Origin of the sequence: Natrinema sp. HArc-T2 (genome assembly GCF_041821085.1) — an archaeon.
GTDB lineage: Archaea > Halobacteriota > Halobacteria > Halobacteriales > Natrialbaceae > Natrinema.
In genome coordinates this window covers 173,166-187,061 of sequence record NZ_JBGUAZ010000004.1, presented here as the reverse complement: position 1 = coordinate 187,061, position 13,896 = coordinate 173,166, and the positions used below count along the sequence as shown (strand labels likewise).

12 protein-coding genes and 1 tRNA gene are annotated in these 13,896 nt (G+C 60.9%); 6 read left to right on the top strand and 7 right to left on the bottom strand.

Features of this window, described 5'->3' with window-relative positions; translation table 11 throughout:
* Positions 1 to 333: 333 nt before the first annotated feature.
* Positions 334 to 657, bottom strand: coding sequence for a tRNA-binding protein (locus ACERI1_RS11685; protein WP_373618339.1), 324 nt, complete (start codon positions 655 to 657; stop codon positions 334 to 336).
* A 105-nt stretch (positions 658 to 762) separates the two neighbouring features.
* Between ACERI1_RS11685 and ACERI1_RS11680 the strand changes: the two genes are divergently transcribed.
* Together ACERI1_RS11680 and ACERI1_RS11675 are read left to right on the top strand one after the other, a co-directional pair.
* The gene (locus tag ACERI1_RS11680; RefSeq protein WP_373618338.1) at positions 763 to 1,527 is read left to right on the top strand and encodes a universal stress protein; all 765 of its coding nucleotides are present in this window, start codon (positions 763 to 765) and stop codon (positions 1,525 to 1,527) included.
* A gap of 64 nt (positions 1,528 to 1,591) precedes the next feature.
* Positions 1,592 to 3,748 carry a PAS domain S-box protein gene (locus ACERI1_RS11675; protein ID WP_373618337.1) on the top strand — a complete coding sequence of 719 codons (2,157 nt, stop codon included), beginning with the start codon at positions 1,592 to 1,594 and terminating at the stop codon, positions 3,746 to 3,748.
* Between the two features lie 30 nt (positions 3,749 to 3,778).
* Here the strand turns inward: ACERI1_RS11675 and ACERI1_RS11670 are convergent, their stop codons facing one another.
* The 4 genes from ACERI1_RS11670 to thiD all read right to left on the bottom strand — a co-directional run bounded on the left by ACERI1_RS11670 (position 3,779) and on the right by thiD (position 8,339).
* Complete coding sequence (locus ACERI1_RS11670) at positions 3,779 to 4,483, bottom strand: universal stress protein (RefSeq protein WP_373618336.1); 705 nt, start codon at positions 4,481 to 4,483, stop codon at positions 3,779 to 3,781.
* Positions 4,480 to 5,901 (bottom strand): APC family permease, encoded by a 1,422-nt coding sequence (locus ACERI1_RS11665; protein ID WP_373618335.1) that lies wholly within the window; start codon positions 5,899 to 5,901, stop codon positions 4,480 to 4,482. The genes ACERI1_RS11670 and ACERI1_RS11665 overlap by 4 nt, the downstream gene beginning before the upstream one ends.
* 105 nt (positions 5,902 to 6,006) lie before the next feature.
* The gene (locus tag ACERI1_RS11660; RefSeq protein ID WP_373618334.1) at positions 6,007 to 6,981 is read right to left on the bottom strand and encodes a TIGR03560 family F420-dependent LLM class oxidoreductase; all 975 of its coding nucleotides are present in this window, start codon (positions 6,979 to 6,981) and stop codon (positions 6,007 to 6,009) included.
* Complete coding sequence (gene thiD, locus ACERI1_RS11655) at positions 6,978 to 8,339, bottom strand: bifunctional hydroxymethylpyrimidine kinase/phosphomethylpyrimidine kinase (RefSeq protein WP_373618333.1); 1,362 nt, start codon at positions 8,337 to 8,339, stop codon at positions 6,978 to 6,980. Before thiD ends, ACERI1_RS11660 begins: the two co-directional genes overlap by 4 nt.
* Before the next feature lie 91 nt (positions 8,340 to 8,430).
* Here thiD and ACERI1_RS11650 point away from each other — a divergent pair, with 91 nt between their 5' ends.
* The 3 genes from ACERI1_RS11650 (at position 8,431) to ACERI1_RS11640 (ending at position 10,403) form a co-directional block, all read left to right on the top strand.
* Positions 8,431 to 9,114: a rhomboid family intramembrane serine protease gene (locus ACERI1_RS11650; RefSeq protein WP_373618332.1), complete on the top strand. Its 684-nt coding sequence runs from the start codon at positions 8,431 to 8,433 to the stop codon at positions 9,112 to 9,114.
* A gap of 103 nt (positions 9,115 to 9,217) precedes the next feature.
* A tRNA-Ala gene (locus tag ACERI1_RS11645) sits at positions 9,218 to 9,289 on the top strand.
* 493 nt (positions 9,290 to 9,782) lie between these two features.
* Positions 9,783 to 10,403 (top strand): hypothetical protein, encoded by a 621-nt coding sequence (locus ACERI1_RS11640; protein WP_373618331.1) that lies wholly within the window; start codon positions 9,783 to 9,785, stop codon positions 10,401 to 10,403.
* A gap of 280 nt (positions 10,404 to 10,683) precedes the next feature.
* On the opposite strand, the gene ACERI1_RS11635 is transcribed toward ACERI1_RS11640, so the two are convergent.
* Entirely contained in the window at positions 10,684 to 11,430 is a 747-nt protein-coding gene (locus ACERI1_RS11635; protein ID WP_373618330.1) for a hypothetical protein, read from the bottom strand.
* Positions 11,431 to 11,633: 203 nt separating this feature from the next.
* Here ACERI1_RS11635 and ACERI1_RS11630 point away from each other — a divergent pair, with 203 nt between their 5' ends.
* The gene (locus ACERI1_RS11630) at positions 11,634 to 12,581 is read left to right on the top strand and encodes a hypothetical protein (RefSeq protein WP_373618329.1); all 948 of its coding nucleotides are present in this window, start codon (positions 11,634 to 11,636) and stop codon (positions 12,579 to 12,581) included.
* A 90-nt stretch (positions 12,582 to 12,671) separates the two neighbouring features.
* On the opposite strand, the gene ACERI1_RS11625 is transcribed toward ACERI1_RS11630, so the two are convergent.
* A complete protein-coding gene (locus ACERI1_RS11625) occupies positions 12,672 to 13,679 on the bottom strand; it encodes a tyrosine-type recombinase/integrase (protein ID WP_373618328.1) in 1,008 nt (335 codons plus the stop codon).
* Positions 13,680 to 13,896: the final 217 nt, after the last annotated feature.

Sequence of the window (13,896 nt, the reverse complement as noted above, 5' to 3'; positions counted from 1 at the left end):
CAGATCGTGATCGATTACGGTGCCGTCCGCAGGCGGACTTCCTCGAGTCGAAACCCACGTCCGCAACCAGTGGCCGAAACCGACACGGACCCGAACACCCCTGAGTCGGGTCCGTGTGCGGTGGATGGACGATCGGAGCAGAAGGTGGCGGTAGACGTCGGGACGTGCTCCGATCGGTGGCGAGGATTCGGTGATGTCTCGGATGATCGGACGGGTTCGGTGGGGGGATGGGGATGACCGAATCCAGCCCGCCTCGCCACATCGTTCGTTCGCGCCTTCTCAGTATACTTATTAGGTCGTTAACCCGCGACAACGGACGCCGAGAGGGAAAAATTAGTACAGCGTTCCGCCCAGCGGCACGTCGTCGTCGGGCGAGACCAACACGGGATACCCCTCCTCGCTGGGGACGCCGACGGTCAGCGCTTCGGATTTGAATCCCGCGATCCGCACTGACCCGAGATTCGTCGCACAGAGCACCTGGCGACCGACGAGTTCCGCGGCGTCGTAGTGGTGGTTCAGTTGGGCGGCGGACTGGAGCTCGGCGTCACCGAGATCGATCCAGAGTTTCGTCATCTTCGGCTTCTCCGCATCAGGGAACGGTTCGGCGTCGATCACGTCGCCGACTTCGATCTCCACGCCGAACGGACTCTCGACCATGTGCCGCAGTATCGGAACCACTGAAAACTAGCTGTTGACACACGATCTGATAGATTCGGGAGGGGTATATTACGCTCACCGTGGTAGAGTAATGGAACTCGTCTCATGTCACCGCCTCGCGATCATCGCGTATTGATTCCGGTCGACGTTCTCGAGGGCGAGGCCGTTCCGGAACCGATCGTCGACGCGTTCGCGTCGATCCCGGTCGTCCTGCTTGGCTATCACGAAATCCCCGACCAGACCGCCCCCGAGCAGGCACGCGACAAGTACGGCGATCGCACACGAGCCGACCTCGAGGAACTGCGGACGGTCTTCGAGGACGCCGGCTGTGATGTCTCCTCACGGCTGGCGTTTACCCACGATCGGCTGAAAACGTTCGAGCGCGTCGCCGTCGAAGACGCCTGTGACGCCGTGTTGATACTCAATCCGGCACCCGTCCTCGAGACGGTCCTCGTCGCGCTCCGGAGCGATGTCAACGTCGAGTACATCGCCCGCCTGCTCGCGACGATTCTCACCGACACGGAGCTCGAGCTTACTCTCTTTCACGTCGCAGCTGACGAATCGGATCGTGCGGCGGGAACGGAACTGCTCGAGACGGCGCGTTCGGAACTGATCGACGTGGGCGTCGACGACGATCGGATCGACAGCACGGTCGTCGTCGACGACTCGCCGACGGCGGCGATCGTCGAGGCGTCTGCCGACCACGACTTGCTGGTCGCCGGCGAAAGTCGTCCCTCGATCCAGCGAGCTATCTTCCGGGATCGAGCGAAACGGCTGGCGCGACGGACGGTCGATCCGGTGGTGGTGATTCGCGGCGAGTACCTCGAGTCCGACGCCGACGAGCCGACGGCACCCGACGAGGACCAGTAACGGATCGATCGAACCACCAGCCGGCGGCCAGCCGAGACGCACAACGGTTAACTCGAGTGCGTTCATGGCACTTGGCATGCCGCTGTCGGCATCGGCCTACGAGACGGTATTTGACGACGCCCCTGACGGTCTCTTGGTGCTCGATCCGGACACGAATCGGATCCACGAGTGTAACGAACGGGCCTGCGAGATCGTCGGCCACGAGTACGAGGCACTACTCGAGCGCGATGTAACGGCGCTCATAGACGGGGTCCGCAGAGGGGGTGGCGATCCGGTGCCACCGCTCGAGCCAGACGACGACGCCACGCTGACGTGGCTGCTCCGAACCGGGCAGGAGACGGTCGAACCGTTTGCTGTCCGGCTGTCGCCGATGTCGACCGACGGCGAGCGATACGTCCTCGCGCGGCTCACGGCGGCCACGGACGACGGTGCCCGGACGGGCGCTCCCGACCTCGCGTTGAAATCGCGGGCGATCGACACCGCACCGATCGGGATCACGATCAGCGATCCCGAACAGCCGGACAATCCGCTGCTCTACGTCAACGAGGGGTTCGAGGAGGTCACCGGCTACTCGGCAGCCGAGGCCGTCGGACGGAACTGTCGGTTCCTGCAGGGGCCGGAGACGCGAACTGAGCCAGTCGACGAAATGCGTGCGGCGATCGGAGCCGACGAGCCGATTACAGTCGAACTCAAAAACTACCGCGCAGACGGCACCGTGTTCTGGAATCGTGTGACGATCGCACCGATTCGCGACGACGAGGGGACGGTGACGAACTACGTCGGCTTTCAGGAAGACGTGACCGAACGGGTCGAGAGTCGACAGGCGCTCGAACTCGCCGACCACCTCCTGAAGACCGTCCCCAGCGGCGTGTTTCGAACCGAACCGTCTCCAGAAGGGACCTTCGAGTACGCAAATCCGGCCCTCGCGTCACTGTTGGGTGTCGATTCCGCCGACCAGTTACAAGACCGGCGTGTCGCTGACTTCTATGCGGACCCAGACGCGCGGGCGGCCCTCGTCGAGGCGCTTCGAGACACCGATGCCGAGTCCGTGACACACGAAGTGACACTCGAGCCCCTCGCTGGCGATCCCATCGACGTGATGATCACGGCCTCGCTCGCGGAAGACGAGGCGGGAACCGAACACGTCCACAAGGTCGTTCAGGACATCACCGAGCGCAAGGAACGCGAACGACAACTCGAGCGCTACGAACGCCTCGTCGAGAACCTCCCGATCGGCGTCTATCAGAACACGCCCGGGGAGACGGGCCAGTTTCGGCTCGTCAACGATGCGATGGCCGAGATTTTCGATGCGGATTCGGCGGCCACGCTCTGTGAGCACTCCGTCCGGGAGCTGTATGCCGACCCCGACGAACGCGCGGCCTTTAGCGAGCGCCTGCGCGAGCAGGGTGTCGTGACGGAGGCGGAACTCGAGCTAACGACGCTTTGTGGCGAGCCACTCTGGGGCGCTGTCACGGCAATCACCAGGGATGTCGACGGCACGACCGTCTTCGATGGTGTGATCCAGGACATCACGGAGCGAAAGCGCTACGAACAGCGCCTGAAAGAACAGCGCGACAACCTCGACGTGTTGAACCAGATGCTGCGCCACGACATCCGCAACGACCTCCAGCTCGTGACCGCCTATGCGGACTTCCTCCGTGACCACGTCGACGACGCGGGTCGCGAGTACCTCGAGACGATTCACGAGAGCGCCACTCACGCCGTCGAGTTGACACAGACGGCACGCGACATGTCCGAGGTGATGCTCTCGACGGACGAAAACCGAACCCGTGTCGACCTTCGACATACCCTCGAGAGCGAACTCGAACGGGTGCGCTCGGAGCATGCGACCGCCGCGATCACCGTCGACGGAACGATTCCGCGAACGACGGTCCTCGCCGACGACATGCTCCACTCGATCTTTCGGAACCTGTTGACCAACGCGATCCAGCACAACGACCGAGGGGTTCCCACCGTGACGGTCGACGTAACCGAGCGTGACGAGACCGTCGTCGTTCGTGTCGCCGATAACGGGCCCGGTATCTCCGACGAGCAGAAAGACGAAATCTTTGCCAAAGGAACGAAAGGCGCGGAGAGCGCCGGGACGGGACTGGGCCTCTATCTCGTCGCGACGCTCGTCGACATCTACGGCGGTCACGTCCGCGTCGAGGACAACGAGCCCCGTGGTGCCGTGTTCGTCGTCGAACTCCCAACCGACTAACGCTCGAGCGATCACGACAGCCCGCTGCTCTCACTCGGCTGCTGTCTCGTCGCGGTGCTCGCGGACGACGAGGACCGGCCCAACCGACTCGGCTGCGACCCGCTCGGCGTCCTCACCGAGGAGGAACGACCGCAGCGACGGTGCCTGCTCGCCCATGACGATCGCGTCGTGGCCGACTGCAGCCGCAAGCAGCGCCTCGAGCGGTGGCTCGCCGACGACGAGTTCGGTTGCGACGTCGATACCGTGTCCGGCGAGTGAGTCGGCAGCCGCCTCGAGCGAGTCCCGGCCACTGGGTTCGTCGTCGGTCGCAAGGACGAGCGTGACGCCGATTTCGCGGTCGCCGACCAGTTCCGTGACGAACGCGGTGATCCGGTCGACGGCCACGTCACCGGAAAGCGTCACGAGGAAGCGATCGACCGGCCCGGTCGTACCGGTGATGGCGTAGGCGTCGGCGGCTGTGTCGTCGGCGATCCGATCGATCGTTTGCTCCCGGTCGTGAGTGAACACGAGACGGTGGTCGGCGCTGCCGCCGGCGGCTTCGAACGCCGCCTCGAGATCGACGAGCGCGTCGGTCGCTCTGTCCTCGTACTGCAGCCGCGCCTGATCGGGTGGCGTCTGCTCTGGCAGGACGTGATAGCCCAGCACGGTCACGTCCATCGTCGCGAGCAGCGTCGGCAGGCCGGTCGAGACCGATTCGCTCTCGAGGATCGCCAGCGGAACGAGGACGCGGCTCATTCGACCACCCCCTTCAGCGTCACGTCACGACCGTAGTAGGCGTACCAGCCGGCGGTCGCGACCATAATGGCGATGCCGACGAGCTGTGACGCCGGCTGCATGAAGCCAAGCAGGACGAAACTGGCGAGCGCGCCGAGTATCGGAACGACGGGATAGCCGGGGACCCGGAAGTCGGGATCGTACCACGCCGGTTCGTTTCGCCGCAGTGCGAGCAACGCCACACAGAGCAGTCCGTACGCGATCAGATGGAGAAACGAAGCGACCTCCGCGAGCAGTTCCACACGACCGGTCGCAACCAGTGCGAGGATCGGTCCGCCGGCCATTCCCAGCGCGACGTGTGGGGTGCCGTATCGCAGGTTGATGTGGCTCGCCCGCCGCGGCAACAGGGCGTCTTTCGAGACCGCGTAGATGGCTCGCGACGTGCTGAGGACCGACGCGTTGGCACTGGACATCGTCGCGAGCAGGCCGCCGACGACGATCGCGACCGCGCCGATCGAGCCGAAGTAGTGGCGACCGACCTCGACCATTGCCGTCTCACCGAATCCCGCGAGTCGCTCGCTGCCGAAGGCGCTGGTCGCGACGAAGATCGCTGCGACGTAAAGGACGCCGACGACGAGCACGGATCCGACCATCGCCAGCGGCAGGTTGCGCCCGGGATCGCGCATCTCGCCGGCGACGGTCGCCACCTGCGCGAAGCCGAGATACGAGGTGAACACGAGCGCTGCGGTCGTCAACACTGGCATCGTCCCGAACGGGGCGAACTGTTCGGGTGCGGACGGCTCGCCGACGAGTCCGACCGCATCGAGTCCGCCGTAGCCGAGGAACACGATCAGGATCGACAGCAACAGTGCGACGATCCCGTTTTGCAGCTTCGCCGCGTTTTCCGTCCCCGTCACGTTCAGGACGGTCACGCTCGCGCCGAACAGCAGCGCCAGCGGAATAACGAGGCCATCACCGACCGTGACGCCGAGTTCCGCGAGCGTGTCGACGGCGTAGTAGCCGAAGCCAACGAGATAGAACGCCGTCGCGAACACCAGTCCGAACCACAGCGAGAGCCCGACGACGGCACCGGGTAGCGTTCCCAGCCCGCGCGAGATGTAGTAGTAGCCACCGCCGCTTTTGGGCATCGCCGTCGCGAGTTCGGATGCCGGCAGCGCGACTAGCAGGGCAACGAGCGCACCGATCGCGAACGAGCCCGCCGCGGCGGGGCCGGCTCGACCGGCCGCCAGCCCCGGGAACACGAAGATCCCCGCGCCGATCATCGTCCCGATCCCGATGGCGAGGCCGCCGGTCAGCCCGAGCGTCCGCTCGAGTTCGGCGTCGTCGGTGATCGTCGCCTCGTCGGTCTCGACCGTCGGCTCGATCTGTGGTGACTCTCCCTCGACGTTGGTCCCACCGACCGACGACGGATCGCTCATACCGGAAGTGTCTCACGCCTGCCGTATAGCTCTGCTGTCGATTGCGCGGCACTGAACATGTCGCCGCCATCCGCGAGCGATCCGATCCCGTCCGACTGCCGGTCGTCAGGCGTCGAGTTCGTCGGCCAGCAACGACAGACTCTCGTCTTCGGCGTCGGCTGCGTCCGGAATCGCGAGCATAACCTCCTCGATGCCGACATCGGCGTAGTCCGCGAGTCGGTCGCGGACCTCCGCGGGCGTCCCGGTGGGTGCCGTTTCCAGATAGCCCGCGAGGAAGAACTCGCGGGGCTCGCTCGGCTCGTCGGGGAGGAACTCCTGTTGGAACCCCTCGCGCTTTCGTTCGGCTGCGGCGGTCGTCTCGCCGACGAAGACGAACAGCTCGGCGGATTTGCGGATTTCGTCGTATCGGTCCTCGCTTTCGCAGTGGTCCCGGAGTACGTCGAGTTTCTCGGCGAAGCCCTCGGGCTCGAGCGTGCCGAAGTTCCAGCCGTCGGCCAGCTCGGCGGTGTAGCGCAGTGTGAACTGCTCGCCGCCGCCACCGATCCAGATCGGCGGATGTGGGTCCTGGACGGGCTGGGGCTCACAGAAGGCGTCCTCGAGGTCGACCTCGAGATGCGTGCCCTCGTGACTGTAGGTGTCGTTGGTCCACAGCCCCTGCAGGATCTCGACGGTTTCGGCGAGCCGGCGCAGGCGTTCGGCCGGTGGCTCGCGGAACTCGTAGCCAAAGCGGTCGTACTCGGCTTCGTACCAGCCCCCGCCCAGGCCGAGCTCGAGCCGACCGTCACTGATCTGATCGACCGTCGCTGCCATCTTCGCGAGCAGGGCCGGATGGCGGTAGGACTGGCTCGTCACGAGGGTTCCCAGCCGGATCCGGTCGGTCGCCTCGGCGACGGCACTCAGCGTCGTCCAACACTCCTGAGTCGCCCGCCGCGGGTCGCCGATCCACGACTGGAAGTGATCCTCGAGCCAGACCGCGTCGTAGTCCAGCTGCTCGGCCTCGAGTGCCGTGTCTCGAACCGTTCCGCTGTCGGTACCGTATTGGGGAAGGATGACACCAACGTCGAGGTCGGTCGCGCTCATTCGGAGACCTCCCGCTCGAGCGCCAGCGCTCGCTCGGCGAGCGTCTCGGGGTCGGCGGCGACGAGTTTCACGATCGCCTCTTTCCCGACTTCGCCGCGGTCGATGATAGCAGCAGGCGGCTCGTCACGGTCGTCAAAGGCCTGTCGGGCACCCCAGCCCATCGTGCTGTCCTCGATCTCCGCGACTTCGTCGGGCTGTTGGCTCCGATCGTACTCGGTGACCGGCCACGCGAGGGCCTCGAGGGCCGCCTCGACATCGGCGTCGAACCGGCAGTTGACTGCAAAGCGCAACTCGGGGAAGAATTCCCGCCCGGAGAGGAGGAAACGAGCGACGTGACTCGAGGCACCGAAGCGGACGCCGCGGTTGGGCTGGATCCCCGACAGGGTGCGGGTGATCCGTCCCTCGACCGCAGCCGTCTCGGCGACGGAGTCGGCATACGGTGTCGCGCCGACGACGTTCATCCCGACTTCGGGGACCAGTGCCGACACGTCGGCGTCGACGAACCGATCGACGACCGCCTGAACCATCTCGGCGGTGGGCTCTCGGGCCGCTTCGTTTCGCAGCGGAGCCATGTGGTTGACCGCGCCGTGGCCCTCGCCCACGTCGTAGTAGTAGCGTACCGCGCGCGCGAGGACGTCGGTCGCACCGCCCACGGCGGGCTCGAGGGCCTCGCCTTTCGCGAGGCGGGCCGCGATCGCCGCAGCGAGCGTACAGCCGGAGCCGTGAGTGGCGTCCGTGCCGACGCGCGGGTGTTCGAACGTCCGGACGGTGTCGTCGGTAACGAGCGTGTCCCGCACCCGCTCGCCAGGGACGTGGCCGCCCTTGATCAGGACCGCGTCGACGCCCGTCTCGAGGATCGCCTCGCCGGCCTCGCGGGCAGTCGCTTCGTCGGTGACGGCGATGTCGGTCAGGACCTCGGCCTCGTCGGCGTTGGGCGTCGCCACTGTTGCCGCGCCCAGCAGCTCCTCGTATGCGCGTTCGGCCTCGGGCTCGAGCAACCGATCGCCGGAGGTCGCGACCATGACGGGATCGACCACCAGCGGGAAGTCGAAGTCTTGCGCGTGCTCGGCGACGGTCTCGATGACCTCGGTCGTCGCGAGCATTCCCGTCTTCGCCGCGCCGACCGCGAAGTCGTCGGTCACCGCCTCGAGTTGTGCGTCGACTTCCGCGACCGGCAGGACGTGCGAGGACTCGACGCCACGGGTGTTCTGGGCCGTGACGGCGGTGATCGCCGACGTCCCGAAGACGCCGTGGGCGGCCATCGTCGCGAGATCGGCCTGAATGCCCGCGCCGCCACCGGAGTCACTGCCGGCGATCGTCAGCGCGACCGGTCGGCTCTCGGGTGCTGGTGTTCGCATACGATATCGTATTCCGCGGTTGTACTAAGCGATGATGGTCCTCGTATCCGTGAAGACGGAGGCTTTTGGCCATCGCGGTGTACGTATCCGTATGGCGCGGCGCTCGCGGTCTCGAACGCAGTCTCCGTCCACCCGGCGATCCGCTGGCGGCGCTGGCGAGCAACCGCCCGCTGAGGCGACGAATCCGAGTCCGATCCTCGAGCTCCTCGTCGTCTTCGCGCTCGTCTTTGTCGTCCAGGGAGTCACGGCATTCGCGGGCGTGATGGGGATGTTGTTCGTCCTCGCGCCGCCGCTGTCGACCAACCCGTGGACGATCGTCACGAGCGTCTACGCCCACAGCGGCCTCGGCCACCTGCTCTCGAACAGCCTCGCCCTGCTCGTCTTCGGCTGGCCTGTCGCCCGGGCGACCACTCGGCTTCGCTTTCACGTCTTCTTCGCGATCGCCGGCGCGATCGCTGGCGTCGCCCAGCTCGTCCTCACGGGTGCGCTTGCGGCGCTGCCGCTCGCCCCCATCGCGCCGACGACCGGCGTCCTCGGTGCCAGCGGTGCCGTCTTCGCCCTCCTGGGCTATCTCGTCGCGTCGAACCGGCTCTCGAACGGCCTCGCCTCGCTCGTCGATGTCCCGGGCTGGCTGTCGGCGCTCGTGTTCGTCGGACTCGCGATCGGGGTGACGCTTGCGACCGCCTCGCCCGGCGTTGCCGTGCTCGCTCACTTCGCCGGCTTTCTGGTCGGCGCGCTCGCTGGCCGCGCTCGCCTGCTCGCGGTTCGCCCGTGATCGGTCGTGGCTTTCACGGACTCGAGTCTCGCCCATGAGTCGGTGTCCCGATACAGCGTCGAAACACAAGCCTCAAATAGAAACCGCCGGTAGGAACGTGCGAGGGCTCGTAGATCAGTGGCAGATCGCTTCCTTCGCAAGGAAGAGGCCCCGGGTTCAAATCCCGGCGAGTCCATGCGGCTGACGCCCCAACCGCAATTATCACACGGCGTCGGCATCCACGCTTTTGTTTAAGTCCTACACGGGGTCAATCAGGAACGAGCCGGCAAGGCTTGCCGTTCCCAATTGCACCCGTCGTGGTAGCGGCTCCATCACCGTCTGTTGGTGGCTACAATTAATGTCGGAATGTCGTGACTTAGGTGTTCCGGCGATAGAGACATATGACTTGCGCGAGGGACAGCGAAAAGCCGGGGTTCCGGTTAGAACATCAATCAATTAAGACCGTCACTGTCAAGCGTTACCTCCTGCGAGAATTTTTAGTGGTTTTACAACACACGATATCTGATGCTTGTTAGTTATTTATCGAGGATAGTAAATTCACCGAATGCATAAGCTTACATGGCTGGGTCACATCTACTCTCGTGGAGAGCCTTTCTGACGGTATATAGTAAGGCAACGAACCGCGAGAGGGATCGCCACAATCCGTCAGTGAGGCCGAGACTGTTACTATGACTGCCAGCACAACTGAGAGCCATGCGTACGAAGAACTGGCGAAACCGGACACGAACAACGCGACCTACCTCGGCTGGGCGAACTGGGATAATCAAGATGAGTGGCCTGCGGACTTCTATATCGAGAACAAGAAGAAGTTCTTCGAGCATCTTGACCGAATGAATCAGGGACTACAGAATGGGTATCGCGCCAACCGTCCGTACCAAACATACCGGATGAACCGAGATCTCGTTGCGACGTTGGCTGATAAATTGGGGATGACCACGCAACAGCGAGGACGAGCCATTAATTGGTTCACAATACTCGATCTCCAAACGTTAGGACTGCCTGCTCAGACAGTTGCCTACTGTGTTTGTACCTACGTTGTCCACTCGGATGAATCGAACCGAGAATGTCATCCTCAGACCTCTGAGGACGAATTTGATGACCTTTTTAGAGATATCCAGGCTCAGTTAGGTATTCGTCAGGAACGATTCGAGAGCGTCTATGGCAAGGTAGCCCATCGAATTCGGACCAAGGATTTTGAGCCGACAATCCATGATAAGTACCAACTGGATGAGGCATTGCAGTTCCAGTGGCGAACGTTCAATGCCGAGAAAGATGATGGGTGGTTGTAAGAGCGGAGGGGGGAGGGGTATATAAACCGTTTACCATTACATTGGGTAGACAGGAACGGAAAGCAGGGACGATTACAAGAACGTATGCAGTCACGGTTGATGGCCGTGTGCCTTCTGGAACCAAGAACGGTTTCCGTCGGGAACGGCGGCCACCGTCCGAGCCGAAGGCGAGGGGTGGCCAGACACGAATTTGGTGACCTTCAACCTCGAAGCCCCCTCCCTGCCGTGCTTCCCGATTTTACCCGTAGTGGAATTCAGATAGCATGGATGGTAGAATTCATCAAACCGTACTAATATAGTCCTTGAATTCTGGCCATAGTTCGTTGTAGAATATCTCGCTCATCTCTTTGCTCGGATTAACGACGGCTACCTCTGCAGATGTAGCGAGAGCGTCGATGCAGAGGTCATATAAGTTTTCGTCCATGGTATGCGCAAATTGGAACACGGAAAGCATGAACAGAGGAACGTGACCCCCGAGGACGTAGTCGTTCCACAGCCAGACAGCGAGTAGGTCACCGGTGGTGCCTTCGGGTACCTTATCATAAGCAAGGGCATCAATGAGGGCAATTCGGACGCCAACCGCGACAATGAGTAGAAGAGTAACAACTGCAAGAGTGTAGGCCCATAGCTTCCCCCATGATTGATGAGTGGTGATGATTGCAAATCCCGTGATTAGCCAACTTGCTCCAAATTCACCTGCTTCAAACTCCTGCTGGTTATCTGTCGTGGCCTCACTCGCTCGTTTATGGATATCGTCCAAAACAAGCCGTTTAGGATAGCCTTCAATTTCGTGTTGTTCAATCGCTGCTGCTCCAGCATCACTAAAGGCAGCAGTTACATCATCACGGATTTCTCGAAGGTCAGTAACAGAAATAGCGAGATGGAGTAGGAACGAGGGCATCTTGGCGAAGATGCTGAAACGTCCGAGGATACCGACGGCAAGAGAGAAGAGTGATAGAATGACAAGAAACACGCGGAGGAATCCTCGAAGAGAAATACCGCCGATTTTCAGCAGGCGCTGAATCATATCAAATCTGAGGAAGGGTTATGATAAGAAAGGTGGTGGAATAGACACGTCCGGACTATATGGCCGCCCCTTCTACTCCAGAGAGAAACTGCCTCGATTCACCATGATTTGGATCTTTTCATCGATATGGTGGCGCATATGTTTGTAAAACACTATATTAAAATCAACAACATTTAAACTGTGCGGGAAAAACAATGAACACTATGAGTGAGAGATACACACTGACTAATCTCCTCCGAGTTCTGAAGAACCCGTCAACTATTCTTGGAGAACTTTCCTTACTGGCGCTTAGGATTAATAGGCATGCTTCAGCGACGGATGGTGAATTGTTTATGAGCCGGGATTGGGACGTTCTCGTACTTTTGGACGGTTGTCGGTTTGATTCATTCAAAGACCGTAACTATATGGATGGTGAACTTACTTCTGTGACTTCCCTCGGGAGTCATAGCACTGAATTCATCCAGCGGAACTTCGTAGGCAAGCAATATCACGACACCGTATATGTGTCTGCAAATCCTCATGTTGAGTTATTAAAAGGCAAAGAAGTATTCCACGATATTATCGATGTGTTCGATTGGGGATGGAACGAAGAACTCCGAACCGTTCTTCCAGAGACGATGGCGGAAGCAACCATCGAAGCGGCAGAAAAATATCCAAATAAACGCATTATCAGTCACTTCATGCAACCTCATACGCCTTTTATCGGTAAGACTGGTAGACAAATCTCTCACGCGGGTATCACAGGTGAGGGTGCCGGTCGAGCCGATGCTAATTCTTCCTCGCAATTGTCCCTATGGATGCGACTCCGTTACCGTCTGGCCTCCGAAAACATGCAAACGATACGTAAAGCATACGAAGAAAATCTCGACCTCGCTCTTCCTCACGTACAGGAGATACGGGACTCGGTCACCGGAAAAGTGGTTGTCTCAGCAGACCATGGGAATATGTTAGGTGAGCGAATGCATCCACTTCCTGTGAAGATGTGGGGTCATCCGCCAGGAATAGACCATCCCGTCCTCAGGGAGGTTCCATGGCTGGAAATGCCCTACAAAAGCCGTCGGGAGACGGTATCCGACTCGCCTGCCGAACGAACTAAAAAGATGGATGACTCTGACGTAGAAGAGCGGCTTCGAGCCTTGGGTTATACGTAATCGATCAAATCCTCTTGAGTATCGTTCTCCGTATTGACCAGCAAGGTGTTGGAGAAAATTTTTGAAGAAGGTAGCCGCCGTGCTACCAACCTAAAGTCCGTTGAGGTACTTCCGTCGGGTTTCCATCTGCTCGTCCTTCGACTGTTTATTGTAGTGTTTATCAAGCACTTCTCTACTTACGTCCATACGGTCGCTGATTACGTCCTTGGGCGTATCTTTGTTGAGTGTGTGGGTGATTGCACCCTTCCGAAGGGGATGCGGTGAGAGCGACGAGGGACACTTACAGGCGAGGTTGTAGGAGTTGGCTTCACAGGTGTCCGGTTCCCGGTCGTGCGGACACTCCTTCCCGATATAACACGGACTTGTGGCCGTATAGATCAGTCGTTGAACGGTAGTGCGAGAGACGCGCGTATCCGTCGTTGCGAACAGTGGTCGGCGTCCGTGTTCGTCCAGCACGTCGGCGCGATTCTCGTTAATGAAGTTGCGTAGAACCGCCACCAATTCGTCCTTGATGAACACGTTACGCTCGCCGCGCTCTTTGTTCTTGAGAGTGGTTCCAGTTGTTGGCCGGTGTCGGATACACAGTTTGTTCTCCTCGGGATAGAAGTCCTTGAGATCGAGAGCGAGAAGTGAACTACTTCGTATCCCTGTATGCCATAGTGTGTAGAATACAGCATGACGAATAGAGGCGTACTCGAATTTCTCAAGGTACTCGAGGATATCCTCGGCGTCGCTCGCTCGAATGAACGAATCGTTGACCTCGTCGGCGTCGGTCGTCTCTGGAATGACCACCTTCTCGCTGGTGCCCTCTGGTACGGCGTCCACCTGCTCACAGAAGCGGACGTACTTCTTGATAGTCCACAGGTTGTGCTTGAGCGTGATTAGTTTCACCTGCTCACCACGCCACGTTCGGAAGTCGGCCAACGCTCGACCGTCTACGTCATTCATATCCGTGATATCGCGTTCGTCACACCACTGCATGAACACCTTAAGATCGGACTTGATATTTTGGAGTGACTTCTTCGTCACTTCGTCCTCACGGCTGGTCAGGTACATTTCAACTGCCTTCTCCGGTCGGAGAGGTTCGAGATTCGTCATGGTTGGCTGTCTTACGCCACCAACCAGACGGAACGGAATCGAGTATGGCACCGGGCATTGGCACCGCCCGCCCTTCAGTATGCGGTGAGGCCCAACGGGTGAGACTCCCGGCGAGTCCATTTCCTTCCGCTCACTTCGTTCGCTTCAGTCAATGGACTCGCCATACATCGCAAACGCTTCGCGTTTGCTCAGTCCCGGCGAGTCCACCCCCTCCGGC